The sequence below is a fragment of the Cohnella sp. GCM10020058 genome (assembly GCF_042683485.1).
Lineage (GTDB): Bacteria > Bacillota > Bacilli > Paenibacillales > Paenibacillaceae > Cohnella.
Genome location: NZ_JBHUJV010000013.1, coordinates 171,211 through 197,505 on the forward strand (window position 1 = coordinate 171,211; position 26,295 = coordinate 197,505).

At 59.8% G+C, this 26,295-nt stretch carries 20 protein-coding genes; 2 read left to right on the plus strand and 18 right to left on the minus strand.

The features are described 5' to 3' along the window. Nucleotides 1-292: 292 nt before the first annotated feature. The 5 genes from ACFSR7_RS22225 to ACFSR7_RS22245 form a co-directional block, all read right to left on the minus strand. Complete coding sequence (locus ACFSR7_RS22225) at nucleotides 293-2,107, minus strand: cache domain-containing sensor histidine kinase (RefSeq protein WP_378165353.1); 1,815 nt, start codon at nucleotides 2,105-2,107, stop codon at nucleotides 293-295. Beyond that, complete coding sequence (locus ACFSR7_RS22230) at nucleotides 2,104-3,723, minus strand: response regulator (RefSeq protein WP_378165354.1); 1,620 nt, start codon at nucleotides 3,721-3,723, stop codon at nucleotides 2,104-2,106. Before ACFSR7_RS22230 ends, ACFSR7_RS22225 begins: the two co-directional genes overlap by 4 nt. A gap of 234 nt (nucleotides 3,724-3,957) precedes the next feature. Continuing rightward, nucleotides 3,958-5,856 carry a DUF2961 domain-containing protein gene (locus ACFSR7_RS22235; RefSeq protein WP_378165356.1) on the minus strand — a complete coding sequence of 633 codons (1,899 nt, stop codon included), beginning with the start codon at nucleotides 5,854-5,856 and terminating at the stop codon, nucleotides 3,958-3,960. A gap of 215 nt (nucleotides 5,857-6,071) precedes the next feature. Further along, entirely contained in the window at nucleotides 6,072-6,731 is a 660-nt protein-coding gene (locus ACFSR7_RS22240) for a GNAT family N-acetyltransferase (protein ID WP_378165357.1), read from the minus strand. Nucleotides 6,732-6,746: 15 nt separating this feature from the next. Next, nucleotides 6,747-7,607, minus strand: a complete 861-nt coding sequence (locus tag ACFSR7_RS22245; protein ID WP_378165359.1) for a carbon-nitrogen hydrolase family protein — start codon at nucleotides 7,605-7,607, stop codon at nucleotides 6,747-6,749. A 231-nt stretch (nucleotides 7,608-7,838) separates the two neighbouring features. On the opposite strand from ACFSR7_RS22245, the gene ACFSR7_RS22250 reads away from it, so the two are divergent. After that, complete coding sequence (locus ACFSR7_RS22250; RefSeq protein WP_378165361.1) at nucleotides 7,839-8,339, plus strand: C40 family peptidase; 501 nt, start codon at nucleotides 7,839-7,841, stop codon at nucleotides 8,337-8,339. Nucleotides 8,340-8,774: 435 nt separating this feature from the next. Here the strand turns inward: ACFSR7_RS22250 and ACFSR7_RS22255 are convergent, their stop codons facing one another. The 13 genes from ACFSR7_RS22255 to metH all read right to left on the minus strand — a co-directional run bounded on the left by ACFSR7_RS22255 (nucleotide 8,775) and on the right by metH (nucleotide 25,558). Next, nucleotides 8,775-10,124, minus strand: coding sequence for a HAMP domain-containing sensor histidine kinase (locus ACFSR7_RS22255; RefSeq protein WP_378165362.1), 1,350 nt, complete (start codon nucleotides 10,122-10,124; stop codon nucleotides 8,775-8,777). Beyond that, nucleotides 10,121-10,816 carry a response regulator transcription factor gene (locus ACFSR7_RS22260; RefSeq protein WP_282908547.1) on the minus strand — a complete coding sequence of 232 codons (696 nt, stop codon included), beginning with the start codon at nucleotides 10,814-10,816 and terminating at the stop codon, nucleotides 10,121-10,123. Before ACFSR7_RS22260 ends, ACFSR7_RS22255 begins: the two co-directional genes overlap by 4 nt. Before the next feature lie 175 nt (nucleotides 10,817-10,991). Beyond that, nucleotides 10,992-12,605: a serine/threonine-protein kinase gene (locus ACFSR7_RS22265; protein WP_378165364.1), complete on the minus strand. Its 1,614-nt coding sequence runs from the start codon at nucleotides 12,603-12,605 to the stop codon at nucleotides 10,992-10,994. 205 nt (nucleotides 12,606-12,810) lie between these two features. Next, nucleotides 12,811-13,830, minus strand: a complete 1,020-nt coding sequence (locus ACFSR7_RS22270; protein WP_378165366.1) for a 23S rRNA (cytidine(2498)-2'-O)-methyltransferase RlmM — start codon at nucleotides 13,828-13,830, stop codon at nucleotides 12,811-12,813. 1 nt (nucleotide 13,831) lies between these two features. Next, nucleotides 13,832-14,605, minus strand: a complete 774-nt coding sequence (locus tag ACFSR7_RS22275) for an ABC transporter ATP-binding protein (RefSeq protein ID WP_378165368.1) — start codon at nucleotides 14,603-14,605, stop codon at nucleotides 13,832-13,834. Next, nucleotides 14,592-14,933 (minus strand): thioredoxin family protein, encoded by a 342-nt coding sequence (locus ACFSR7_RS22280; protein WP_378165370.1) that lies wholly within the window; start codon nucleotides 14,931-14,933, stop codon nucleotides 14,592-14,594. Before ACFSR7_RS22280 ends, ACFSR7_RS22275 begins: the two co-directional genes overlap by 14 nt. After that, on the minus strand, nucleotides 14,930-15,292 hold the full coding sequence (locus ACFSR7_RS22285; protein WP_378165372.1) for a cyclic-phosphate processing receiver domain-containing protein: 363 nt from the start codon (nucleotides 15,290-15,292) through the stop codon (nucleotides 14,930-14,932). Before ACFSR7_RS22285 ends, ACFSR7_RS22280 begins: the two co-directional genes overlap by 4 nt. Beyond that, a complete protein-coding gene (locus ACFSR7_RS22290; RefSeq protein ID WP_378165374.1) occupies nucleotides 15,285-16,136 on the minus strand; it encodes a deoxyribonuclease IV in 852 nt (283 codons plus the stop codon). Before ACFSR7_RS22290 ends, ACFSR7_RS22285 begins: the two co-directional genes overlap by 8 nt. Before the next feature lies 1 nt (nucleotide 16,137). Further along, nucleotides 16,138-16,956 carry an Fpg/Nei family DNA glycosylase gene (locus ACFSR7_RS22295; protein WP_378165376.1) on the minus strand — a complete coding sequence of 273 codons (819 nt, stop codon included), beginning with the start codon at nucleotides 16,954-16,956 and terminating at the stop codon, nucleotides 16,138-16,140. Nucleotides 16,957-17,049: 93 nt separating this feature from the next. Beyond that, a complete protein-coding gene (locus tag ACFSR7_RS22300) occupies nucleotides 17,050-17,910 on the minus strand; it encodes an HAD-IIA family hydrolase (protein WP_378165378.1) in 861 nt (286 codons plus the stop codon). 132 nt (nucleotides 17,911-18,042) lie between these two features. Further along, the gene (locus tag ACFSR7_RS22305; RefSeq protein WP_378165380.1) at nucleotides 18,043-19,422 is read right to left on the minus strand and encodes a ribonuclease H-like domain-containing protein; all 1,380 of its coding nucleotides are present in this window, start codon (nucleotides 19,420-19,422) and stop codon (nucleotides 18,043-18,045) included. Further along, nucleotides 19,419-21,713: a DEAD/DEAH box helicase gene (locus ACFSR7_RS22310; protein WP_378165382.1), complete on the minus strand. Its 2,295-nt coding sequence runs from the start codon at nucleotides 21,711-21,713 to the stop codon at nucleotides 19,419-19,421. The genes ACFSR7_RS22305 and ACFSR7_RS22310 overlap by 4 nt, the downstream gene beginning before the upstream one ends. Before the next feature lie 395 nt (nucleotides 21,714-22,108). Continuing rightward, complete coding sequence (metH, locus tag ACFSR7_RS22315) at nucleotides 22,109-25,558, minus strand: methionine synthase (protein WP_378165384.1); 3,450 nt, start codon at nucleotides 25,556-25,558, stop codon at nucleotides 22,109-22,111. 176 nt (nucleotides 25,559-25,734) lie between these two features. Between metH and ACFSR7_RS22320 the strand changes: the two genes are divergently transcribed. Next, nucleotides 25,735-26,274, plus strand: a complete 540-nt coding sequence (locus ACFSR7_RS22320) for a cupin domain-containing protein (protein ID WP_378165386.1) — start codon at nucleotides 25,735-25,737, stop codon at nucleotides 26,272-26,274. Nucleotides 26,275-26,295: the final 21 nt, after the last annotated feature.

Consider the following 26,295-nt stretch of genomic DNA (forward strand, 5'->3'; position numbering starts at 1 on the left):
GCTCCTTTTAAAGGGTGTGTAAAAAAACGGTAACCGCTTACAACTCTTGCCGCCCGATCACCTCCGACTTTTAAATTAAACTTGCGGGCGCCGGTCGGCTCCCCGTCTTCCTCAACATAAACGCTTGGCCGGCGGGTTCATATGAACGATCTCGCGATCCGCTTGAAAAAAGGACGCAAACGCCGCGCCCGCCGGTTGAACGATTTTAAAATCCGTTCAAGTCCTGCGACAAACGACAACAACAACGATAAAAGACCCCGCCCATATGGACGAGGCCATTCGAAACCGAATCTCAATCTTGTCTCTCGGCCTGCAGCGAAGGCATGCGGACTTCAACCTCCGCCCCCTTGTCGCGCGAAACGAACCGCAGTCCGTATTGGTCGCCGAAGTATAGCCGGATCCGCTTGTTCACGTTGCGCAGCCCGATGCCGCTGCCGCCGCCCGCCGATTCGTACGCTTCGCCCGTTTCGAACCTGCGGTTGAGCGACTCGAGCAAATCCTGCGGGACGCCGGTCCCCGAATCGCTGACGACGATCCGCAGCTCGCCGCCGTCCGATTTCGCGTGAATGGAAATAAAAGTTTCATGCTCTTCTTCCCGCTGGCCCGAAGCGATCGAATTTTCCACGAGCGGCTGCAGGATGAAGCGCGGCACAAGGCAGGAAGCGGTCGTCTCGTCCACGTCGATGTCGAACAGGACACTGTCGTTAAAGCGCATGTTGATGATGCCGATGTAATGCGTCAAGTAAGCCAGCTCGTCCCGCAGCTCGCACATCGGATCCTTGCTCGAGAATACCGGACGGAGCAGGTTGCCGAGCGCCACGATGCTGCGTTCGATATCGTCGGTCTTTTTCATGTTCGCCATCCAGCGCACCATGTTCAGCGTGTTGTACAGAAAATGCGGGTTGATCTGGTATTGCAGCGATTCGATCTCCGTCTCCCGCTTCTGCTCCTGCATGCTGTTGTTTTTATCGATCAGCTCCACGATGCTGAGCGACATCTCGTTGAACCGCCGGATGACCGTTCCGAGCTCGTTGTCCGGCACGCGGTCGAAGGTGACGCCAAGCTCGCCCCGGCTCATATCCTTCATTTTGCCGGAGAGCACCTGCAGCGGGTTCATGATCTTGCGCAGCCATAAGTAGGAGAGCGCGAACATAATAAGGAGGCTGACGATAAAAAAGAGCGCGACGGCCCGCTGCATCTTATAAATCTGATCGGCATACAGACCGAGCGGCACTTCCTTCAAGATATACCAATCCGCATCCTGCAGCTTGTAATAAACCGTCTGGACACGCCCGCCTTTCTCGTCGCGGCTTCCGTACGCCGGCGCCCCTTCCTTTTGCGGCACGAACGGACTCGCCTTGCCGATTTTCTCTTTGTTGTTGCTGGATACGATGACGCCGTCCTTGTCCGCGATGAACATGTCCCCGTCCTCGGGCCTGAGGTCCGAAGCGTACATGGAGGCGAGATAACGCTCGTCGATGTTAAAAATCAGCGTGCCGCTGGTCCGCGGCTCGTAGATGCTGCGCACGCCGCGCAGCATGCTGACCAGCGTGGCATCGTTCGCTCCGGTCTTATAGGGGTTGTAGTACGACTCCTTCACGTTGCCCTGCACGATGAGCTTGGGAAACTCGCGCTGCGAGCGCAAATAGGCGTCGGACTTGAAAAAAAGCCGCACCCACTCTTCTTCCGTCTGCACGAGCGTCTGTCCCGCATTGCCGCCCACGACGCCCTGCTGCTCCGCGGTGAGATAGATCGAATGAATGTAATTGTAGTTAAAAATAAACGTTTCGATGCGGTTCTGCAGCAGGTTCTGATAGTTGACGAAGTCGACGTTGCGCTTGTCCGAGATGTTCTGGAGCAAATACTGAATCTGCTCGTCGACCCAGAACAGATTGGACAGCCGGTCCACCTCGCTGACGACGCCGTGGACGTTGTGATCGACCTGCTGGAACTGCTGCAGCAGCAGCCGTTCATTCTGCGCGCGGATCTGGTTCAGCATAAAGGAATAAACGTAGTACGTGCCGGCGGACAGCACGAGCACGCTGATGAGCATGTACGACAGCACGAGCTGCGAGCGAAGACTCCGAAAGGCGTGCGGCAGCCTCATTCGACGGCCGCCTGGCCGCTCGTCCGCTGCCTGCGGTAATCGTTGGGGTTCAGGCCCGTCACTTTTTTGAACACCTTGCTGAAATACGTATATTCCGGCGAAAAGCCGACTTCGACCGCGATATCGTACGACTTCATCTGCGTAGCCGCCATGAGCTCCTTGGCCCGCTCGATCCGGTACCGGTTCAGGTAATCGATAAACGTGATCTGCAGCTCTTTTTTGAACAAAAAGCTCAAATAGCTGAAGCTGAGGTTCACGTGATCGGCGACCGCCTGCAGACTGATGTTTTCCTTGTAATGCTGCTTGATATAATGGATCGCTTTGGTGATGTCGCTGCTCATATGAAGCCGGTTGCGCGTTTCTTCGACGATTTCGGCGAAAAAAACGGATACGCAATCGAGCATCTCGAGCATCGTGTCCGCCTCCTCGAGCTGTTCGGTGACGTTCATGAGCAGCGTTTTTTCATTTTGAACGTCGTTGTACAGACTCGTGCCCACCCATTGGAGAAAATGAAAAAGCAGCGACTCGATCGTCTTGCGGTCCTCGGACAGGGACGCCTCGAGCGATGCCAGGTACGCCTCGTATTCCTTAAGCTTGATCGGGGACAGCAGCGCGCGCAGCGGCGCGGCATCCCGAAGACGGGCGATGCGGGCGCGCACGCCGATTAGGTCGGGCGCTTGGCCGACGCGATGCATTTGTCCGGTGCCGGTCAAAAATTTATGCCTCAGCGCCTTGCCGGCATCGGCGTATAGCGCGGGCAGGTTTTTGTAACCGCTGCGGATGCCGCTCACGCCGAATGAAGCCGAAGCGCCGAAGTACGTGGAGATCGCTTCCTGTATGCGGCTGAGAAGCGCATGGGTTTCCTGCTGAATCGACTGCTCGGACGCCACGTCCTCGAACGAGAGCAAAATGACGTAATGCTTGTCGTCGATGCAGAATGCTTCGCCGCGGCGCACGGCCGAAGCGATCTCCCCAAGCACGTTAATCAGCGTCATCTTGATCAGATGCCCGTGCTCGTCCTTGAACTTGTCCTGAATCCGCGCGAAGCGGTTGAGCTCCATCTTGCAGGCGACGAGCCGAACCGGCTGGAGACGCAAGCCGTGCTTGACGACGAAGCGCTCGAATTCATCGGCGGAGAAAATGTTGTAAAACAGAAAATCCTTGAGCATCTTCTCCTTCACCAGGTCCAGGTTGGAGGGATGCGGCTTGCCTTCGCTCGGTTGACCGCGCGCGCTTTGCTCGTCGAGGCTGCGGCGCACGCTTTCGAGGACGCCGCCGATCTCCGCTTCGGTCATCGTAAGCTTCAATATATAGTTAGAGACGCCAAGCGACATGGCCCGGCGCGCCAGATCGAACTCCTCCAGACAGGAGAGCACGACGATGCGCGTCGCCTTGTCGGCCTCGCGAATCCGTTCGATCAGCTGCATGCCGTCCATCCGCGGCATCCGGATGTCGGTAATGACGATATCGGGCTTTTCTTTTTCGTAATAGTCCCATGCCGACTGTCCATCGGGCAGATCGGCCGCGACCTGCATGCCGTATTTGCTCCAGTCGACGGAGCTCTTCAGCCCGACGCGGACGAGCATCTCGTCCTCGACGATCATCACCTTGTACATCGCGGCATCCTCCGATCCGAGCGGCTGCTGTCCTTCGTTCGACCTCGAATATAACCGATTCGCGTGTCGCGGACAAGTTATGCGGGACACGCGCCGCGCGTTAACCGGGGGCGCTCGTCTATTTTCATCATAAGTCGTAGGATACGGCCGGAGGTTGAACGATTTTACGATTTTCTTGATTTTGCCCGAACGTTGAACGGCCGGTGCATCCATGCCCGCGCCGGCCTTCCTTTTTTATACGAGCGAGTAAATCCAGTAATAAAATTCATTCCAGACCCTATTCTCGCCTTCTTGCTCGAAGACCAGCCGCACCGTTATATCGGTCTTTCCCGCGGTGTGTTTGGCCGGAATCTCGAATTCGTCCTCCAGCCAACGCTTGTATGGGTTGCGGTCGGCGAAGTACCAGCTGCGCGATTCGACGCGTTCGCCGTCGACGTAAACGAACGCCCGCTGCCGGCCCGTGATCTGGTCGGATCTGCGGCGCAGCCTGACCCCGGCGTTGCGCGGATCGATTGCGACCGTAAACTCGCTGTAGTTCTCGATCTCCCTGCCCGTATCCCTCAGCAGACGATGCGTTCCGTCCTCGTAGCCGCTCTCGAGCGAATAGCTGCCCCGTCCGCCGTTCGCGGCGTAGCCGTGCGCTTCCTCGGAGCCGCGGTCCCCGATATCGAGCTCGTCGGTGAGCAGAAGACCGGGCGCATCGACGCCGTAGTAGAACAAAATGCCCGAATGACGTAAGTATTGATTGTTATAGTCGCCCGACTCGATGCCGAAAACCAGCTGCTCCCTGAAAGGATAACAATCGCCCGCGCACAGCCGCACCATCGACCAAGGGTTGTTCGGCAGCCCGTCGTACCCGCTCGCAGGATTCGTCTCCGGCGGCGTCGGGAAGCCCCAACCGTAGCAGACATAGCTCTCTGAGCCGTCGCTCTCGACTTGCGGCGTCGCAATGCCGTCGATGTAGACGCGAACATCGCCTTCGCAGCTGACGATGCCGGGCTTGCGGGCAAACGCTGTGACTTGCGCCGCAACCATATGCCCCTTCCCTGCGATGCGTCCGATGACGGCATCCGCTCCGCGCGTCGCACTGGATTCGCGATAAGACGAGGAACGGAAGTAACCTGCCAGTCCTTCCGAATATCGCTCAAGAGCTAACTCCGCGGATGCGCTGCGAACGTCCCAGCTTGCGATTTGAATCGCCTTGTCTCCCTTATTGACGAGTTCGACAAGCGCGCCTCGCCAGAACGGCATCGGGAAGTAGTTGTACGAGACGCCGTCCGCGCGGGTGCCATGGGAAAGGATACGAATGGCGTTTATCCCCAGCTCGTTGCCGAAGAATGCGCCGATCGGGCTTTCCAAGTCCGGCGCACCATGTCCGTCCCATGTCGCGCGTATCCACAGATCGTTCGCGCCGATTCCCGGCGTCTCGGCCAGCATCGAGACGATGCAGCCCGCTCCCGCGGCCTCGAAGACGACGGCCGAGCCGCCCGGCGGGATCGAGAGCTCCCGATGAGCGGTCGATTCTGACGGCACGTCCGGCTTCGGGTCTTCGCCGACGCGGCTCCAGATGTCAATCGTACGGTCATAGGACTCCTTGCCCGTGAAAGTAATGATATCGCCGTCTCCCTCCGCGTACGAATGATAGACGACATGTCCCCAGCCGCCGTCCCCTTTGGCCGCTCCCTTCAACCGAATATCGGTCGTGATTTTGCACGATCTCGCGTACGGCATCGGCACGAAGCTGCGCACGACGCGGATCGGGCCGCGCCCGCCTTCTTCCGGCCCGAGATACGCGCCGGCGAGCGGCGATAAGAACGGTGCCTTCATTCCGAATTCGGAATGCCTGATCTCAAAGCGAGGCGAACACTCTCCGTCGAAATAAAATCGAAACGTCGGCTCCGGACTGTCCGGATAACGATGCTGCACGAAATTGTAAATGCAGCCCGGACCGTCGACGTCAAAAATAACGAACTCATCGCCATCCTTGTAAAGCAGCCAGTCCCAATCCGCGTTGTAGCCTTGTTTGTCGATACTGCCTTCGTAGTGTACCTGCACACCGTCCCGCAGCAAGGGCAGCAGATCGAACCGCTCCAGGCTGGCAAGTCCTCTCGGCGGTTTCAAATCGTTGCTCATCTATCCGTAACCTCCGCATATGCGTTTAATCGGCACACGGCTCCACGGCCGCGTCACCTTCACCTATATTAGATTTTTTAGCGGAAGGAAGGGTTGAAAAATTTCGGGATTTTGTTGCTTTTCAAAGCAAGTTGGGTCCGGATGGGCAAGACGAAACACAAAAAAACACCTTCCCGCAAGAAGGTGTTAAGCAGTTGACAGGCGTGAGACGAGATCTATACGAAAAACGGATTGCGCCATTCCATGAGCGCCGCGTTGCCGCACGATTCCTCGTCGTCGAGATAATGGCGCGCGACGCCGACGGGCATACGCCCGCAGCGGAGCAAGAAGGAAACGACGGGATCGCGAAGCCGCCCGGCCGTCACTTCCTCCAAATATTGCTCGGGCGTCAGACTATCCGCGTGCTTGTGATAGCCTGGCATTCGTCCGCCGCTCAGCAGCCGGCGGCAGCCGAGATGGACGGCCGTCTCATGCATGGATTGAATAAGCCATTTGCCCAAGCCAAGCGTTCGATACGCAGGCCTGACGCAAAGATCGACCACGTATAATGTGTCCCCGTCAGGCTCATGGTTACGAATGTAGCCGTCATCCGTCGCCTCAGCCCAGCTATGTCCGTCCCCGTCCGCAAGCGTGCGCCTGAGCGCCGTCATGGAGCCCGCGATCCGCCCGTCGACTTCGACGCAGAGCGCGCCCGCGGGAAATTTCGTCACATGCGCCTCGAGCTGCGCTTCGTTCCACCACAACTCGGACGGGTAGGGCGGCGGGAAGCTCTCCGCCTGAACCTCAATCAGTGCCTTGAAGTCCTCCCGCGCGTATGTACGGATGACGGCTTCGACGGTTCGGCTCCCGTCCGATACGACGAGTCGTTTGCGCATATCGATGCTCCCTTCTTACTGCCAGTCCGTATACAGATCGACTCTGCGGTCCCGCCAGGTCGTGACGGAGCCCGCTTCGCGCACCTCGTCGAGCAGCGACAGGTCGAGATCCGCCGTAATCAGCATATCCGTGTTCGTATCCCCTTCGCTCAGGATGCCCCGCGGCGGAAACGGAATATCGTTTGGCGCAATGATGGCGGCCTGGCCGTAGTTCGCACGCATAAAGTCGACGGTCGTCAGCGACCCGACCGTTCCTGTCGTCACGATGTAAATTTGATTTTCTACGGTTCTGGCATGACAGCAGTAGCGCACCCGGTAGAAGCCGTGCCGGTCGTCCGTGCAGGACGGGCAGAAAATGACGTTCGCGCCTTTGGCGCGAACCATGCGCACGATCTCGGGAAACTCGATGTCGTAACACGTGAGCAAGCCGATCTTGCCATACGGCGTATCAATGACCTCTACGCCGTCGCCGGGCTGCACATGCCAGGACTCCACCTCCGTCGGCGTAATATGAAGCTTGTCCTGGGTATGCCAGCTGCCGTCCGGCTTGAACAAAAAGGCCGTATTGCGAAGCGTATCGCCACGCCTTGTCACATGCGTTCCGCCGAACAAAAACATACCGTATTGCTGCGCCAATCCGGAGAACAGCCCTGTGTACAACTCCGTGTAATCGGGAAGCGTGCCGATCGGGCGGCCCGCGCCGCCCGGCTCCTCGCCGATGCCGAGCAGCGGCGTCGTGATGAACTCGGGAAACAGCACGAACTGCGAGCCGTATTCAGCCGCGTTGCGGACGTAGTGCTTGACTTGGGCACTCCATTCCTCCACGCTTTTTACGTCTTTCAGCGCGAATTGAACGGCGGAAACTCTCATTTTCATTAATCCCATCCCTCTCTTTTTTCACCCTCATTATATCGGGTACGCAGCAGCTCGCAAACCGCTCGTGAGAATGAGAGATTTCTCATCCGTCTCTAAGAAACCGACAAGAGCCGCAGTATTATGCGACTCTTGTTCTTTTTGGAAAATTGTAGGTTGTTTGGCATCTGTTATAGTTGGGTTAAATAAAAGGCCCTAGCGAGCCGAACCATTCGGACGGAGGATCCCCACAACATGAGCATAAACATTCGCAGCCGTTTGATCCGCAAAATCGCCAGTCTGGGACTTTGCGCCGCCATTGCCGTTTCCGGAACGCTTTTCGCTTCCGCCCCCAAAGCCTCCGCGGCTGCAACGACAACTGTTAAAGCAGATAAAATTATCACGCTCGGCAAAAAATATTTAGGCGTCAAATATCGTCTTGGCGCGCCGACCGGCACGACCAAAGTGTTCGACTGTTCCAGCTTCACCCAATATATATTCGGCAAATACGGCGTAAAGCTCCCTCGCGTCTCCAGCGCGCAAGCGACCAAGGGCAAGACGGTAGCCAAATCCGAGCTCAAAAAAGGCGATCTCGTCTTTTTCAAATCCAGCAACAGTTCTAAGATCGGACATGTCGCCGTCTATATCGGCAACGACAAAATTCTTCATACGTACGGCAAGCCCGGCGTCACGATCACAAGCCTGAGCGCCTCCTATTGGAAAACCCATTACAAAACCGCGAAGCGCGTACTCTAGCATCGCGCTTCTCGCCCATTTCACATAAGAAATACCGTCAGGGAAAGCCGCACTGACGGTATTTTCATAAATTGCGGGATGCGTACAAATAACCATCTTTTTCCGATGAGGTCGGCCCTTTTATACAGGATAGATGCTAACGTGCAGTTATTTTCCTGCATTAGCCTCATTTGCGGCTTGTGCTTTGAATTTACCTGCACTTTTGCATGTATTTCATCACGTGCCGCGGGTCGACAGAAAATACATGTGCAGTCGCAGGTTCTCGGCCCGCAAACCATCGAAAAGCGCCGGCACGCCGGATGCGCGCTTCCCCGTCTGGATCTCCGCCAATTTTTATACTCTATGCTATAGGAACTAAAACCTTTGTCCTCGGCCAAGCGGCAGTATTACGAAGGCTCTTGCGCGCGGCAAAACTACAGCTATCGCGCAGACCCCCTACTTGTACGGAAGCGCAATCGCGATGGTCGTGCCGCTCCCGGGCTTACTGAACACTTCGACCGTCCCGCCGTGCAGGTCGATAATCCGCTTGGCAATGGACAGTCCGAGCCCGCTGCCGCCCGTCGCACGATGCCGAGCTTCGTCCACGCGGTAGAATCGTTCGAACAAGTACGGAATCTCGTTCTCCGAAATACCGATGCCGTAGTCCGTCACTTCGATGCGAACCGTATTTTTCTCCGATCGGATGCGTACGTCGATCGGTTCTTTGCTGTATTTGATTGCATTGTCCAGGAAAATCAGGATCATCTGACGGATCTTGTCCTTGTCTCCGACCATTTGAACCGTATTCGAGCCGGCATGAACCCGGATATGCCGCAGGAACGTGGCGCGCAGCACGCCGGACAAATCGTTAACGATAGACACGATATCGAACCGGCTCTTGTTCAGCCAATCGTCCTGCTCGGCCTCCGCCAGCGTCAGCATCGAGAGCGTCAGCTTCTTGAGCCGCTCGGTCTCGCGCGCGATCGCTTCAATCGCCTCGTCGCGCACGGTGACGTCGTCCCGGCCCCAGCGCTTGAGCATGTCCGCATAGCTGCCGATGACGGTGAGCGGCGTCTTCAGCTCGTGCGAAGCATCCGCGACGAATTGCTTCTGGCGCTCGATCGTCCGGTCCAGCCGCTCGATCATCTGGTTGAACGCGCGGATGAGCTGCTGAAGCTCCACCGATTCCTCCCGGCCCATTTTTACCCGCTGAAGCTTGCCGCTCCGGTCGATCTCACGCATCGTCTGGACCATCTGCCCGATCGGTCCCGTTAGCCGGGACGTGAACCAGTAGGTACCGAGAATGGCGAAAATGATCGCGCCGACGCTCGTCACGCTAAGCGCGCCGAGCAAAATTTGCAGATAGCCGTCGAGCGCGGTCAAATAACGCGCGCTGTCGATCTGCCCGATCAAACGATGGTTGTCGTAGATCGGGACGGACCAGGTCAGTACCCGGTGCCCGTCCACCTTGATCGTGTCCGAATGCGATACCGTACGGACTTCCTTGGGCAGGGCGAGCAGTTGCTTATCTACCCCGACCGAGTTCACGACCCGCGAATCCGGCGTGACGATGCGCATCATCTCATTGACATTGTACATGTCCTTAAGCAGCGCGGTGTCGTCGATACCCGCCATCTCATTTTTGCGGAGCGTCTCCATGACGAGGTCGGCCTTGCTCGAGAGCAGCTGCAGCTCGCCGCGTGTCGTCACCTTGATGACGAAGTAATAGACGAACACATTGTAAAGAATCAAAATAAAAATCAACCAAAAAACGGTAAAAAGCGTGAAGCGAAGCCTCAGCGTCATACTTCGGGCTCCTTGAGCATGTAGCCAACGCCGCGAACGGTGTGAAGCAGCTTATGCCGGTAACCCTTGTCCATCTTTTGGCGCAAATAACGGATGTACACGTCGACGACATTCGTATCCCCGATATATTCGTAGCCCCATACGTCGGACAAAATCTCATCCCGCGTCTTCTCCGTGCCCTTATGTCGCGCCAAATAAAGCAGCAGCTCGAACTCGCGCGGTGTCAGGTCGATGCCGTGGTCCTTGCGGTACACCTTGCGCGTGATCAATTCGATCGTCAGATCCCCGATCTTGAGCGCATCCTCGCTCTCTCCCTCGCGCGAAGCCTTGAAAATCCGCAGCAGGTTCCGCACGCGCGCGAGCAGCTCTTCCATAGCGAAGGGCTTGGTCACGTAGTCGTTGGCGCCATGCTCGAAGCCGCTGACCTTGTCCGGAACGGTGTCCCGGGCCGTCAGCAGAATGACGGGTACCGCGTTGTCATTCTGCCTGAACCTGCGGAGCACCTCGACGCCGTTCAAGCCGGGCAGCATCACGTCCAGCAGCAGAAGGTCCCATTCGCCGCTCAGCGCCATCTCCAGGCCCGTGCGGCCGTCGGCCGCACGGCCGACTTCATAGCCTTCGTGCTTGAGCTCGAGCTCTAATATGCGCGCAATGCCGTCTTCGTCCTCTATGATCAATATACGTTCGCTCATGTTCGTCCACCTCTGTCTCTACGTACTACGGAATCTGGAATAAGCGTCTGAATCCGCTGACATCTATTGTACCATGACGACCTTGCGAGATCGAATGGATGAAGCATACATTCCCGGAAGCCGCTGGTCCGACGCCCCGCGTCGACGCGCAACGCCCCAAATGGCGGCTTGCGGTTCACCCCAGCAGACGGGCGCAAAAAGCATCCGCATCGGCTGCCGCGCGCCGCGACAGCGCGACGTCTCCGCCCAGCCAGAGCCAGGCAACCGTGTCTTCAGGCGGCAAGGTCGGCACCGCGAGCAGCGGTCGCTCCGGAAACAGGCCGAGCCATTCGCTTCGCCCCGGAAAGTCCAGGTCGCGGTTCGCGATCCAGCCCGTGGCCGCGCCGGCGCTCGACACAGCCGCCAGCAGCTCCGCGCAGCCGCGCTGCCGGCGCTCCGTCCACTTGACCGGCAGCGGATCGGCCACCGCGAACAAAGCGTCGGCATGCATTGCTAGCCAGGCCGACACCTGCGCATTCTGCCAGGCGCCGGATACGTCGAGCAGCACGAGCGGCACGCCGATCGCGTCCAGCCAGGCGGCAAAGCCCGGCCCCGGTGCGCCGCCCGGCGGATCGTCCGGACGAAGCGGATAATAATCGGCATGCCCCTCCCGCCATGACGGAGACACGGAGCCTGCGCCGGACGGATCCGCGAACGCCGCACGGACCGGCATGCGCCGGCCGCCGTCCAGCCAGCGGTAAAGCTCGGGCTCGACGCCGGGGCACTCCGTCAAGGCATGCGCGACGCCGAGCAGGTTGAGCCGGGACGACAGCAACCGAGCCAGAAAAGTTGCGCCCGCGCCTGGGTAGGCCGACAAAATCGCCGCGATCCGGACCGCTTTGCCACGGAAGCGGCTTGCAGCGTTCCGGCTTGCTTGCGCATGCCGTTCTTGCTGCTGTAGCAACGGTCCGCCCAGCTCATGCGCTCCCGCGGAGGCTGCATAGTCCTGCCAATCGCTTACGACGGCAGAAGCGCCGTCCGGCCGAGCTTCCGGGCGCTCGGACAGCAGCCGCTCCACGGACGCGACGAATCCCGGCGGCGCGTCGCGCTGCCAGATCTGCCGCCCGCCTGCGCCCGTGCGGTCATAGAAGCCGCCGCCCGTCAGCAGATAATAGGCAAGGGCACCGAGCCCGTACAGATCCGTCCGGGCATCGCTTTGCTCGCCCCGCAGCTGCTCCGGCGCCGCAAATGCGGGCGTTCCGAGCATCATCGTATCCTTCGCCGCGCCCGGCTTGAACTCCCTGGCAATGCCGAAGTCGATCAGAATCGCATCGTCCCTGCTGTCGATCATGACATTTGCCGGCTTCAGGTCGCGGAAAACGACGAGCGGCCGCTGCGCATGCAAATATTGCAGCGTCCGCGCCAGCTGAAGCAAATAGCGCAGCGCCTTCCCGAACGGCAGGCGCATCCCGTGCTTGCGCATGCGGTCGGCGAGCGTCTCGCCTTCGACATAGGTCATGACGATCAGCGCAAGCCCTTGCTCGTCCGGCGGCTCGTAATCGACGATCTCCGGCAGGCCCGGATGACGCAAGTCGCTCAGCAGCCTCGCCTCGTCGATAAATTGCCGGGCATCGTCGTACGTACGCGTCAGCTTGAGCGCCAGCAGTCTCCCGCCAAGCTTCAAGTCCTCTGCCAGATAGACGCGTGCCATCCCGCCCCGGCCCAGTCCGCCGACGATCCTGTACCGGTTCGATACGAGCTGACCCAGCTCCAATATCGGCAGCGGATGCCGCGCATTTTCCCCTTTCATGCCCCGTTCCTCCCTTCGCAACAATCGCGCGGACGCAATAAAAACAAAAAACCGCGCCAAAACCGGCAATCCCGAAGGGATCCGGTTCGGCGCGGGATGCTTTCCCGTGCGTGCGTCAATCATATGGGTCCGATTATAGCATGCTGCGATCGTTAAGGGAAGGACCGAACTCGAATATCGGCTGCGAAGGGACCCCCAAACACGGCTACTTGCGCATCCAGACCGTCGCTTCGTCCCGGTTGTGGAACAATTGCTTGACCCTTCGGATATCGAAGGTCTCCTCGTACGAGCCGAGCAGGTCGACGATTGTCTGCATCGGCTTTTTGTACATGAGCTTGAGCGTAACGATGATGGATGCGCCTGCCGACAGCGCCGGCGCCAGCTGCTTCACGATCCGGGCCGTGTGGTGCGGATCCCAGCTCATGTCGCAGACGAGCAGGTCGAACGTCCCCGGCGCGAAGGAAATGTCCGCCGCGTTCTGACGCATGTGACGCAGCCTCGGATGCCCCGCGAGCGACTCGTCCATTTCCGCTGGATCGACCGCCGTCACGCGAAGGCCGCGCTCCAGGAGCACGGACGTCCATCCGCCAGGCGCGGCGCCGAGGTCAAGCGCGTTCGTAAACCGTTCGAAAGGCAGGTCAAACGTCTGCTCCGCTTCGAGCAGCTTGAAGGCCGCTCGGGAGATGAGTCCTTCCTCGCGGCGGAACCGTACGGCGCCTCCCGGCCAGTCGGACAGATTGTCGGCCGGCTCGGACAAACCGAGATAAAGGGTCCGCTTCGCCGCGTAAACGGATACGATCCACTTCGCCCCGCGGGACACGCCCTCCGCTCTCGACTCCAGCAGCGCCGGCACCATGAGGTCGCGGGCTTCGGCCGACGAAAAAGGGAACGGACTGTCCTGCGACTTGCGTACCTGAACCGCAACCTTGGCGCCCTTAACTTCGTCCGACAGCGAACCCGCGAAGCGGACGAGGGAAGATGCGACCTCCTCCGCGTGCTGCGGGATGTCGAGCTCCTCCCGCACCGGGAAGAGGTGGCGCAAAAAGACGGGCTCGTCCATGCGAAGCTGGCGGACCAGCTCGCGGTCGTCCGTGCCGGAGACGACAAGCTTAAAGGTCTCGCCTGGCGCAAGGCCCGACAACGAGACGTCCGGCCAGCGCCTGCGCATCTCCTCCATCGCGAAAGGCGCGAACCCGGGGTTGCTCGTTCCTATGAATGCCGACACGTTACCCCTCCTTTTCAACCGTGATCCACGGTCTGTCTTCGACCCAGCGTACGTTGACCGGCACCTCGTAGGCGTCGCGCAGCAGCTCCGCCGTCAGCACCTCGCGCTTGGGACCGGCCGCGATGATGCGTCCCTCGGCCATAAGCGCCACATGCGTAAACAACGGCACGATCTCTTCGATATGATGCGTCACGTACAACATGCCCTCCACGCGCCTGGACAGCGATTCAAGCGAATCCAGAAACTTTTCCCGCTCGAACAGGTCAAGTCCGGCGCATGGCTCGTCCATAATCAGAAGCTGCGGATCGGCCATCATCGTCCGGGCGAGCAGCGCCTTTTTGCGTTCGCCCTGGGACAGCGTCCCGAACGGCTGCTCGGCGCGCGAGCCGAGTCCGACGCGGTCAAGCTCCGCCAGCGCTCTTTCCTTTATTTCGTCGGATATCTCCTCGTAAATACGCAAATAAGCGTTCATCCCGCCGACGATGATCTCCCAGACCGGGTCGCGGGGAATGAGCTTTTCGATGAGCGACGGGCCGATATTGCCGATTTTTTTGCGTACTTCGCGCACGTCGACGCGCCCGTATCGGTTGCCGAGAATATCGACCGTACCGCTTGTCGGGAATAGATAACCCGAAATCATTTCGAGCAGCGTGGATTTGCCGCAGCCGTTGCGGCCAAGCAGCACCCAGCGCTCTCCGGCTTTGACCGTCAGATCGACGCCGCGCAAAATCTCCCGATCTTCGCGGCGCCATACGATATTTTTAAGTTCGATCATAATCGTTTCCCTCTCCCCTGAACGATTCGACGAGCCGCGCCCTGACCTCCACGACCGATCCGAATCGGTATATCTTATTCCATGAGCCGTCCGACCGCCGCAGCAGCAAGCAGGGAACGCTCTCGATCTGAAATGCTTCCGCGAGTCCCGGCATCAAGTTGATGTTCGCCGAGGAGATCCGAACGTCAGTCAGAGACGCCTCGGCCACCTCGAGCATTCGCCTCGCGAGCGCGCAAGTGCCGCAAAGCGGCGTATATACGAACAGCGCGAGCGCGCCATCCGTGTCTTCCATTTCTCGCTGCCAGGTCCTGGCTTCCCATTCGGTCACGGCGATTCGCCCTTCTCTCCGCCGGCGCCTTTGACCGCCGCCGCTTCGAGCACCGCCGCCGGCATCGGACCGTCATGCACGATCAGCCCGGCGATACCGGCATCGCGCAGCCCCTTCACCATCTGGGCGCGGCCCATCATGCTGGAGGAATGAACGTACACCTCTCGCGGATGCGTGCCCGAGGCGATGAGTCCGGCCACAACGGCGAACCCGCTCGGCTGCCCGTACCCGAGCTCGTAATCGAGCGACAGGATATCCACTTCGTATTCGCGGAGCAGCAGCAGGCATTCCGCTGCCGTATGTGCCGCCACAAAGCCGGCGGGACAAGGCCGCACATCGTCCAAATAAACGTTAATCACGTGAATCGTCTCCCTCGCGCAGCAGCTTAAGAACGCGGGCGATCTGTTTTTCGTGCGTGCCGTCCGCATCGGGCGGCGTCTCCATGACGATGGGCACCCGTCGAATCTCAGGCGAGGCGAGCAGCTCCCGGAGGCCGTCGTCGCCGATATAGCCCTCTCCGATCGGCGCATGCCTGTCCCTGCGCGAGCCTGAAGGATAGCGCGAGTCGTTCAAATGCACGGCTGCTAGATTTTCCCAGTAGCCGAGCTTTGAGGCCCGCGTTTGAAAATCGGTCCAATCGGCGCCGTTCCACTCTCCGCTGGCGTACAAATGACAGGTGTCCAGGCAAAAGCCGATTTTGTCCGGATAGGCGGACAGCGAGCGGATCTGGACCATCTCCTCCGGCGTCTTGCCGGCGTCGCCGTGGTTGCCGGCCTGATTCTCCAGCAGCAGCTTCGCCTTTCCTTCCCAACGGGCCAGCGTTCTGTCCAGCCAGGCGATCATGTCGCGATAGCCCTGCAGCGGGTCGTCGCCGCGGATGACGCCAAAGTGAATGACCGTGCCGATCGATCCGCACGCCTCCGCGATCGCAAGATCGCCCAGCACGCAACGCTCCATCTGGGAGGCGGAGTCGCCTGTCGCGGCGGGATTGATCGCATAGGCGGAATGGCCCAGCGAGACGATGCCTGCTTCCCGGCAGTACGCCGCGCAGCGGGATGCGTCCGCCTCGTCGACCGGCTTGGAGAAAAGCGTGCGCGGATTCGACGGAAAGTACTGGAACGCATGGCCGCCCATTCGACTCGTGGCGAGCGCCGCCTCGTAAAATCCGCGCCGCGTGCTCACATGGCTGCCTACGGCCGGCATGTCAGGCTTCCTTCTGGCACGCCGGACAATAGAACATTTTTCGTCCCGCCAGCGTTTCCAATACGATCTCGTCTCCGGAGCGGGGGCATGGTTCGCCTCCGCGATCGTAAATCAGCAGCTTGTCCAAAAAGCCGCCTGTCGTCTCGTCTCCCGCCGTCAAAGGATGCTCCATGTATCCGCCGCCGTCGGCCGCTTCCGTCAGCACTTTGCGCATGGAAGCGTAGAGCGCGGAGATCTGCTCGCCCTTCAGCGCCGAAATTTGCGAGGCAGGGTGGATCATGGCATCGAAGCAGATCTCGTCGGAATAGCAGTTGCCGATGCCGGCAAGAAACTTCTGATCGGTCAGTACGGGCTTGAGCCGTCCCCTGCGCTTTTTGAGCCTTGCCGCGAATGCGGCTTCGGTCAAGCGCGGATCCATCGGATCCGGTCCCAAATCGTGCAGACGCTCCAGCACCGCTTTGGCGCTAAGCCGATGAAGAAATCCGAGCCTGAGTCCCGCGAAAAACAGCCGGTTGCCATCGTCGAGCGTCAGGATGACTTGATAGTGGTCGTCGCTCTTCGGCCCGTCTTGGCCGTAGAACATCCAGCCGCCGAGCATCAAGTGCAGCAGAAGCCGGTTTCCGTCGTCCAGGTGAAAGAGGATGTGCTTGCCCTTCCGCTCTACAAACAATATTCGCTTGCCCTTCAACGCGTCTATGAACAATTCCGGAGGTTCGTTAATCGTCTTTTCGCGGTTCACGACAACCTCCCGGATCATCTGCCCGCATACGAGCGGCGACAGCAGTCTTCGATAGGTGTCCATTTCCGGCCATTCCGGCATGTTCTTCCATCCCTTCTCCAGCCATCCCGCGGATGGTCTGTTCTCATCTAGCCTTCGTCGAATCCGTACCTCATTTATGTATCTGCCGGTTCGCTAACGAGTCCCGGCCCTGGAAATCAACGCACGTACGTCAGCCGGACCCTCGCATACCGCATCCGGCATCGCTCCCGCTCGCTCGCAGCGCCGGCGCCAATCGTCCGGACCGCATATGCCGGTCAAGACGAGCACCGTCGGACAACCGGCCGCAAGGCCCGCAGCGAGATCCGTGTGGGGGTTGTCCCCGACGACCCAGGCCTCCGCCGCTTCGATACCCGCCAGGTCCAGCGCATACTGCATCATAATGCCGGACGGCTTGCCGATGACGACCGGCGCGATGTCGCTGGCCGTCTCCAGCAGGGCGGCCAGGCTTCCCGCGCCAGGCAGAAAACCGTCGCCGACGGGCAGCCGCCGATCCGGATTGGTCAGCAAGTAATCGGCGCCCGACAATAAATAACCGAGCGCCTCGGTCAACTGTCCGTAGTTCAAGCCACGGTCCAGGCCTTGCACGACAAGATTCACCTTCGCGCCTTGGGCGCGTTCGGCTTCGTCCGGCATCGCGATGCCCGCTTCCGCAAGCGCGCTCTTCAGGCCGTGCTCGCCGATGACGAATGCGACTGCGTCAGGATGGCGCTGCTTGGCGTAATACGCCGCGGCTGCCGCGGATGTAATAACGCGCTCGGCGTCAGCCGGGATGCCGAAGCCGCGAAGATGCTCCGCTACCTGCTCGGGCGTGCGCGTCGAATTGTTCGTCAAGTACCAGCAGGCGATGCCCGCTCCTTCAAGTTCCTCGACCAATCCCGGAGCGCCCTCGATCGGCGTCTCTCCTCTGTAAAGCGTGCCGTCGAGATCTAGCAGCACCGCCTTCGGCCGCCCGGCGAAACGGTCTTCGCGGAGCAGCGCGATTTGTTGCGACATTCATTTTCGGCTCCTTTGACGCTGTCTTGCACTTCATGATGCTGCCAGCTTTTATATGAATCACAATACCCTTTTGTCGAGTCGTGTGCAACCATCAAGACGTAGAAAGAAGCGACAGCCCGGCCCGGCATTTTACCCGGGCCGGCCTATCGCTTCGATCTTGCGGCGAAGCCGCGCCATTCGGTGCCTGATCGCATCGAGCTCCGCCCGCATGCGATCGCTCTGGCGCAGCGATGTTCGCCGCTGCAGCAGTTCAAGCGCGCGCACGGCGTAATCCAGTGCGACGGCCGGCTTCCTGCATCGATGCTCGTAATACATCGAGAGCTCGATATGCGCTTCCGCGGAAGGCAGCAGGCGCGATTCGGCGAAGCTCGCCGCCCGCTCCCACAGCTCCGCCGCCTCCCCGTGCCGGCCGAGCTTCTTGAGGCGCGCGGCGGCCGGCAGCAGCCACCGGCCGCCCGGCGTGCCCTCCGCGATCAGCGCCGCGAACAGCCGCTCCGCGTGCCGCTCGCCGCCGTGATCGGCCAGCCAGGCTGCCGTCCGGAACAGCTCCTCCGGCTCCTCGGGCAGCGCCCACTCGGCGCCGAGCCGGCCCTCGAGCACGCCGCCGAAGTGCACGGTCAGGCTGACCAGCGTCAAAATATCCCGCTCGTTGTGAATATAGACGCCGCGCAGATGAGAAGCGTCCCCGTCGCTCAAATACTTCATATACAGCTCCGGCGCGAGCGAGCCGGGAACGTCTTCGCCGCGCAAGATGCCGAGCCGGTCTTCCTCGATGCGGCTCAGCCTGCAGGAAGGCAGCGTGTTTTTCCACAATGCGCGGGCAGGGTGCAGGAAATCCAGATGCCCCGGCTCGACGCCGCTCGGCCGCCAGCCGTTCAGCACGAAGCGGCTCGTCAGCACCGGCCAGTCGAACGAACGACCGTTGTAGGTGACCAGATGCGTGACCCCCGCGAACTTGCCGAGCAGGTAAGCCAGCATTGCCCGCTCCTCGCCGGGGTGCCGGATCAGCAGCTGCTCCACCGTAAAGGTCCCCGCCCCGCCGTCGGCGTAGCCGAATCCGACCATAAAGGGCAAATTGCCCGTGCCGACGCCAAGTCCGGTCGTCTCGGTGTCAAGGAACAAAAGCCGCTGCGCTTCGATGTTGTCCGGCTCGGATGAGGCGTCTGCCGCTTGCGGCTCCCGCTTCCGGTTCTGCCGCGCCGTAATCGGCTTCAGTCTGCCGGCGCAGGACATCAGCTCGGACAGCACGTAGTGGCCGTGCCGGTGCTCGAGGGGGTAGACCGCGCGACGGCGCAGAAAGCTGCCGTACTCGCCGTCGACTTCCTCGACGTTTAACGCGACGAGCGCCTGATGGAGTCCGCTTTTCGCCGTCCCATCGTTATCCCTTGCCGCCTCGGTGCCGCCTGCGACCGCCGTGTCAGCAGCAGCGCCCCCCTCCGGTGCATCCGCCGCCTTGGACGAAGCCGAATGGGCCCGCAACCGGTCCAACCGATCGCGCAGACTGCTCATCCTGCAGCACCTGCCGTTCTTTGCAGCAGCCCGAGCGCCAGGTCTTTGCCGAGCAAGCCGACTTCCTCGATCGGTCCGACGCAGGCCGGACAGCCGCTCAGGCATCCGCATCCCTCGATGAGGCGCCCGGCCTCCGCGAGCAGTTCGTCATGCTTCTCGTACAGACGCTGGCTAAGTCCGATGCCGCCCGGATACCGATCGTAAAAGTAGATCGTCGGCTGCTTCGTATGAACGGCCTTCACCTGGGGAACGACGCAGATGTCCATCGGATCGCACATCAGATGCAGCGGCGCGAGATGGACGAGCACGTTGGCGAGCCCGAGCAGGGCGGATTGCATATCGTTCGCGCTGCGAACGGCGGCGGCTTCCTCCGAGAAGGAAAACCAATAGCCGCTCGTATGGAGCTCCTCTTCGGGCAGATGGATCGGGCCGGAACCGATATTTTCGTGCGTACGCAAACGCATCTTCTTAAAGATGGTCGGCTTGGCCGTCACCATCAGCTCCCCGTACTGACGCACGATGGCGCCGCCCGGCGATTCGCGCTCCTTGTCCACATGCAGTACCTTGAGCTCGACTGCGAGACTCGCGTCCGTGAAATAGTCCACGTTGACCTCGCGCACATAAGCCTTCTTTTCCGGATAATCCAGCTTCTCGACCTGATATTGAACGCCCTCGTGCAAATAGATCGCTTCTTCGTGGATAAGCGTCGGCGCGCCGAACCGGTCGACCTCGCCGAGCACGCGATGGCCTTCCGTCATGTCAATAATGACGAAATTTTCCTGCGCCGCGGAGCGCAGCGAGATGCTGTGCGCCGGAAAAGCCTGCTCCATCCAGTACCAGCGGCCGGCATTCTCGTGCAGCACCTTCTCTTCTGCAAGAAATTCGAGCAGGTCGACGAGTTTCTCCCCGCCGAACGTATCTCCCGCCTCGAACGGCAGCTCGTACGCGGCGCACTTGATGTGATCGAGCAAAATCAGCAGGTTGTCCGGGTGGATCCGCGCTTCCTCGGGCGGACGTCCGAGAAAATAGTCCGGGTGCTGAATCAGGTATTGGTCGAGCGGGTTGCTGCTGGCCACGAGAAACGTGACGGAGCTGCCATGCCGGCGCCCCGCCCGTCCCGACTGCTGCCAGGTGCTTGCGATCGAGCCGGGATAGCCGTTAAGCACGCAGGCTTGCAGCTGGCCGATGTCGATGCCGAGCTCGAGCGCGTTGGTGCTGACGACGCCGCGAATCTCTCCGCTTCGCAGTCCCTTCTCGATCTCTCGGCGCAGCTTTGGCAGATAACCGCCGCGGTAGCCGCGAATCGACTTGGGTCCGAATTCGCGCCTTGTCAGCTCCTGCAGGTACGTGAGCAAGATCTCTACGCGGACGCGGCTGCGCGCGAAGACGATTGTCTGGATGCCGCTTCGGAGCAGCAGCGCCGCAAGCTTTTGCGATTCCAGCACGCTGGAGCGCCGGATGCCGAGCTGCCGGTTGACGACGGGCGGATTATAAAAGACGAGATGCTTTTCCCCGGCCGGCGCGCCGTTGTCGTCGACGAGCGCAAACGGCTCCTCAATCAGCCGCTCGGCATGCTCGCGCGGATTGGCAATCGTAGCGGAAGCGCACAAAAACTGCGGATTGCTGCCGTAAAACCGGCAAATTCGCTTCAGTCTGCGGATGACGTTGGCCACATGGCTGCCGAAAACGCCGCGGTAGGCGTGCAGCTCGTCTATAACGATATATTTGAGGTTTTCGAACAGCTTGACCCACTTCGTATGATGCGGCAGGATGGCCGAGTGGAGCATATCCGGGTTCGTCACGACGATATGGCCGGCGTTGCGAATGACCTGACGGACGGTAGGCGGCGTATCGCCGTCGTACGTATGCGTCTTGATGTCGACCTCCATCATGTCGGCCAATTCCTGCAGCTCGGCCACCTGGTCCTGGGCGAGCGCCTTCGTCGGGAACAGATAGAGCGCCCTCGCGCTCGGATCGGTCAACAGCCGCTGCAGCACCGGCAGGTTATAGCACAGCGTCTTGCCAGACGCCGTCGGCGTGACGGTCACGACGTGACGGCCGGCGCGGACCGATTCGAACGCCAATGCCTGGTGGGTATAGAGCGAAGCGATATTCCGCGATCCGAGCGCGGCTGACAGCCTCGGATCGAACTCCGGCGGAAACGGCGAAGTCCGCGCGGGGCGGGCAGGCTGCGTATGCCAGTAGGTCACGTTTTCCATGACCTCCCGGTTCAGCTTCAGATGCGCCAGCCATTCCTCCATCGTCGCCGCTTTTCCCGTCAAAGGGTTCATGCCGCATCGCTCCATTCTTTTGCGTATCGTATCGATCATTTACGTCTCGTATTCTTCATTGTACAGAATGTACGTTCGCACGGCAACGGCTTGCTCGATCCCAAGGCGCGATCCGCGCTTATTTCTTCATCTCGGGGAAATGATTGCGGAACCAGCTCCATGCTCATTTGTGTGAATTGTCGCGCAATTGCAATAACGGTGTCGAACGAAAGCGCTATCGGCGGAGTGCGGTCGAAAATAACGCTTCAAGCCTTGCGATTCGCGTTACTCATTGTCGCATCCTGCGCTTTCCGGGGAAATGATCGTTCATTGCCCGCTGTTTGAGACAACAAAAAAACCGTCCCGATCGCAAACGCGACCGGGACTGCCTTCATTAGAGCATATCATTCAAGCGTTTAAGCCTTGTCCACGTTAAAATACCTGGCGTCCGGATGCGCGAATACCATCGCGGACACCGAAGCTTCCGGCTCCATCATGAAGCCTTCGGTCAGTTGAACGCCGATATCCTCCGGCTTCATCAGCTCGAACAGCGGCCCCTGGTCCTCCAGGTCCGGACATGCGGGGTAACCGAACGAAACGCGGATCCCCTGATACCTGGCGCCGAAGCGCTGCTTCATCGTCATATCGGCCGGATCAGGGAAGCCCCAATTGTCGCGCATGATCTGATGCACCCGCTCCGCCATGCCTTCCGCCACCTCGAGCGCCGTAGCGAGCAGCGCGTGCGAGCGCAGGTAGTCGCCGTTTTCCTTCCACCGCTCCGCCTGCTCGCGCGTGCCGTTGCCCGCAGTCACGACGAGGAAGCCTACGGTGTCCATGACGCCGCTCTCTACGGGCTTCAGGAAATCGGCCAAGCACAGGTAAGGATCCACTGCCTGCCGCGGAAACGTAAACTTCTTGATCACCGTCTTGCGGTCGTCCGGATCGTAGATCAGGATGTCGTTGCCGTCTCCCTGCGCGGGGAAGTAGCGGTACATCGCCTGCGGCTTCAGCCAGCCGTTCGCCTGCGCGTCGGCCATAATGCCGTCGATCGTTTCCTTAAGCTGCGTCGTACGCTCGTCTCCCGCCTTAAGCAGCTCTTCGACGTTGCCTTTGAGACCCAGATGGTGACCCATCAGCATCTGCAGATTCACGTAAGGCAATACGTGCGCAAGCGGATAATCGCGCAGCACGTGGCGATCGCAATCCGGCGGCGTGAACACGGGCGCGTCCGGCGACACGCTGGCGCTGCGGGCGCGCGTCGGCGCGGGCATCGCAGGCTTCTCCTCCTCGCGTTCGAGCGTGGCGAGCGCGGTCCGATGCTCCTGCTCGATCACGGCCCGCTGGGCGGGATTGCTCAGCTTGTTGGCGATGTCGAGCCCGTCCATCGCATCCTTGGCGTAGAGCACGACGCCGTCGTATTCGGGCGCGATCCGCGTCTTCGTGAACTTGCGCGTCAGCGCGGCGCCGCCGACGAGGATCGGCGCGTCGATACCGGCGCTCTTCAAGTCCTGCGCGGTCAACACCATCTGCTGCGCGCTTTTGACGAGCAGCCCCGACAGTCCGATCGCATCCGGCTTCTCCGCGCGGTAAGCGGCGATCAGTTGATCCGGCGGAACTTTGATGCCGAGGTTCACAATCTTGTAGCCGTTGTTCGAGAGGATGATCTCGACGAGGTTTTTGCCGATGTCATGGACGTCGCCTTTGACCGTCGCCAGCATGATCTTGCCCTTTACGGCCGAGTCCGCTTTTTCCATATGAGGCTCCAGATGCGCGACGGAAGCCTTCATGACCTCCGCGCTCTGCAGCACCTCGGCGACGATCAGTTCGTTGTTGTTGAACAAACGTCCGACCTCGGACATGCCCGCCATGAGGGGGCCGTTAATGATGTCGAGCGGCGCATACTTCGCGAGCGCCTCGTCGAGATCGGCGTGCAGGCCTTCCTTGCTGCCTTCGACAACATAGCCGGCGAGACGCTCCTCCAGCGGCAAGTTGTCGGCTTTGACCTTCTTTTCCACCTTTTTATCCCGGAAAGCGGCGACAAATTCGGCGAGCGTCGCGTCGTTCGTATTGTAGAGCAGCTCTTCGGAAAGTCTGCGCTCATGCTCGGGAATGGAAGCATAGCGCTCGAGCTTTTCCGTGTTGACGATTGCGTAATCGAGTCCCGCCTTCGTGCATTCGTACAGAAATACGGAGTTCAGCACCTCGCGGCCGGACTCGGGCAAACCGAATGAAATGTTGCTGACGCCGAGAATCGTCTGGCACTTCGGCAGCCGTTCCTTAATGAGCCGGATGCCTTCGATCGTCTCCTTGGCGGAACCGATGTATTGCTCGTCGCCGGTGCCGACGGGAAAAACGAGGGCGTCGAAAATCAGATCCTCCGACTGCAAGCCGTATTTGTTCACCAGCAAATCGTGCGAGCGTATGGCGACCTCGAGTTTGTCTTCCCGCGTGATGGCCTGTCCGCGCTCGTCGATCGTACCGACGACGACGGCCGCGCCGTACTTGTGAAGGATCGGCACGACCTTTTCGAACTTCTCTTCGCCGTCCTCGAGATTAATGGAGTTAATTAATGTCTTGCCCTGGATATACTTCAGCGACATGTCGATGACGGCCGGATCGGTCGTGTCGACCATCAGCGGCGCCTTGACTTTTTTCGTGACGAAGTCGAGGAACTTCTTCATGTCCTCCGTCTCGTCGCGATCGGGATCCTGCAGGCAGACGTCGATGACATGCGCGCCGCTCTTGACCTGGGCGCGCGCGATCTCGGAAGCTTCCTCGTACTTGCCCTCGGCGATAAGCCGCTTGAACTTGCGGGAGCCGAGCACGTTCGTGCGCTCGCCTACCATGTAAGGACGATTTTCGCTCTCGATATAGACCGTCTCGATGCCGGAGACGGCGGGCGGGTGCTCGCCGTTCTGAACGCGCGGCGCGACATCGGCCATCGCGTCCGCAATTGCCTTGATATGTGCCGGCGTCGTGCCGCAGCAGCCGCCCGCGATGTTGATCCAGCCCTGTTCGGCGAAGGCGCGCAGCTTGCGTGCCAGCGATTCGGGCGATTCGTGATAATGTCCGTTTTCGTCAGGCAATCCGGCGTTGGGGTAGCAGCTGACGCCGGACTTCGCGATCGCGGACAACGTGCGAATATGATCCCGCATGAACTCGGGGCCCGTCGCGCAGTTCAATCCGAACGACACCGGGTTCAGATGCTCTAGCGAGACGTAAAAAGACTCGATATTCTGGCCGGCCAGCGTCGTGCCCATCGGTTCGATCGTACCGCTGATCATAATCGGCAGCGTCCGTCCCATCAGATCGAACGCCGTCCGGACGCCGATGCTCGCCGCCTTGACGTTAAGCGTATCCTGGCAAGTCTCGATCAGGATCGCGTCCACGCCGCCTTCCATAAGCGCGACGACCTGCTCGCGATAATCCTCGACCAACTGATCGAACGTCACGCCGCCCGTAACCGACAACGTCTTGGTCGTCGGCCCGAGCGCGCCTGCGGCATATCTCGGCTTGTCCGGCGTCGTATACTTGTCGCAAGCCTCGCGAGCGAGCCTCGCCGCAGCCAGGTTGATCTCCCTCGCCTTTTCGGGTATGTCGTACTCTGCCAGCACGACTGAAGTAGAGCCGAACGTATTGGTCTCAATAATGTCGGAGCCCGCTGCAAGATATTGCTCATGAATGCCTTGAATGACGTCCGGACGGGTCAGCACGAGCATTTCGTTGCACCCCTCGAGCTCTTCGCCTCCGAAATCGTCCGCCGTCAGGTTTGCCTGCTGAATCATCGTGCCCATGGCGCCGTCGAGGATCAGGATCCGCTTCTTGAGCAGCTCTTGCAATGGGGCTTTCGTATCGGTTAAAGTCATATTTAGACGTATCATCCTTTTCCGGGTAACTTCATGGGTAAAATCATTAACTTCTATAGTAGCAGAATGTTTTATTCACGAAAAGATCAGGTTGGATGTGTCGACAAATGGCGTGGCAAAGATTATAATCTAGTCAACAAATACTTAAATTCATAGTGGGAAAGAAGGAATAACAAATGGCAAAAGTTCGCGTTCGCAATACGAACGAGCTGATCGAGGGAGAAGACAACGTCCGTTCCTTTCTAGACACGCAAGGCGTGCTTTACGAGCACTGGAATCCTTCCAAGCTGCCTGAGCGCCTGCAAGAGAACTTCGACCTGAGCGCAGATGACAAAGCCGAGATCCTGTCGACCTTCGATGCCGAGATCCGCGACCTCGCCGGGCGCCGCGGCTACAAGACCTGGGACATCGTCGTATTGTCCGAGTCCACGCCGAATATCGAAGAGCTGCTGAAGAAGTTCGAGCAGATCCATACGCACACCGAAGACGAAGTCCGGGCGATCACGGCCGGCGAAGGTATCTTCATCATCCGCGGCGACGAAGAGACAGGTTACTTCGACGTCATCCTGAGCGCCGGCGACGTTATCTCCGTACCGGAGGGCAGCGTTCACTTCTTTACCCTGACCGACTCCAAGAAGGTCGTTGCCGTCCGCCTGTTCATTGAGACCGAAGGCTGGATCGCGCATCCTTTCGAGGATCCCGCATTCGTTAAATAATTCCCTTAAACGAAAAAGAAG

What these genes read in the sequence shown, in the direction of transcription:
- ACFSR7_RS22275 (WP_378165368.1), bottom strand. Translation starts at nt 14,605, where the DNA reads ATGATCGAACTTAAAAATATCGTATGGCGCCGCGAAGATCGGGAGATT.
- ACFSR7_RS22225 (WP_378165353.1), bottom strand. Translation starts at nt 2,107, where the DNA reads ATGAGGCTGCCGCACGCCTTTCGGAGTCTTCGCTCGCAGCTCGTGCTG.
- ACFSR7_RS22300 (WP_378165378.1), bottom strand. Translation starts at nt 17,910, where the DNA reads ATGTCGCAACAAATCGCGCTGCTCCGCGAAGACCGTTTCGCCGGGCGG.
- ACFSR7_RS22320 (WP_378165386.1), top strand. Translation starts at nt 25,735, where the DNA reads ATGGCAAAAGTTCGCGTTCGCAATACGAACGAGCTGATCGAGGGAGAA.
- ACFSR7_RS22305 (WP_378165380.1), bottom strand. Translation starts at nt 19,422, where the DNA reads ATGAGCAGTCTGCGCGATCGGTTGGACCGGTTGCGGGCCCATTCGGCT.
- ACFSR7_RS22235 (WP_378165356.1), bottom strand. Translation starts at nt 5,856, where the DNA reads ATGAGCAACGATTTGAAACCGCCGAGAGGACTTGCCAGCCTGGAGCGG.
- ACFSR7_RS22240 (WP_378165357.1), bottom strand. Translation starts at nt 6,731, where the DNA reads ATGCGCAAACGACTCGTCGTATCGGACGGGAGCCGAACCGTCGAAGCC.
- ACFSR7_RS22310 (WP_378165382.1), bottom strand. Translation starts at nt 21,713, where the DNA reads ATGAACCCTTTGACGGGAAAAGCGGCGACGATGGAGGAATGGCTGGCG.
- ACFSR7_RS22290 (WP_378165374.1), bottom strand. Translation starts at nt 16,136, where the DNA reads ATGCCGGCCGTAGGCAGCCATGTGAGCACGCGGCGCGGATTTTACGAG.
- ACFSR7_RS22245 (WP_378165359.1), bottom strand. Translation starts at nt 7,607, where the DNA reads ATGAAAATGAGAGTTTCCGCCGTTCAATTCGCGCTGAAAGACGTAAAA.
- ACFSR7_RS22295 (WP_378165376.1), bottom strand. Translation starts at nt 16,956, where the DNA reads ATGCCGGAATGGCCGGAAATGGACACCTATCGAAGACTGCTGTCGCCG.
- ACFSR7_RS22250 (WP_378165361.1), top strand. Translation starts at nt 7,839, where the DNA reads ATGAGCATAAACATTCGCAGCCGTTTGATCCGCAAAATCGCCAGTCTG.
- ACFSR7_RS22260 (WP_282908547.1), bottom strand. Translation starts at nt 10,816, where the DNA reads ATGAGCGAACGTATATTGATCATAGAGGACGAAGACGGCATTGCGCGC.
- metH (WP_378165384.1), bottom strand. Translation starts at nt 25,558, where the DNA reads ATGACTTTAACCGATACGAAAGCCCCATTGCAAGAGCTGCTCAAGAAG.
- ACFSR7_RS22265 (WP_378165364.1), bottom strand. Translation starts at nt 12,605, where the DNA reads ATGAAAGGGGAAAATGCGCGGCATCCGCTGCCGATATTGGAGCTGGGT.
- ACFSR7_RS22255 (WP_378165362.1), bottom strand. Translation starts at nt 10,124, where the DNA reads ATGACGCTGAGGCTTCGCTTCACGCTTTTTACCGTTTTTTGGTTGATT.
- ACFSR7_RS22230 (WP_378165354.1), bottom strand. Translation starts at nt 3,723, where the DNA reads ATGTACAAGGTGATGATCGTCGAGGACGAGATGCTCGTCCGCGTCGGG.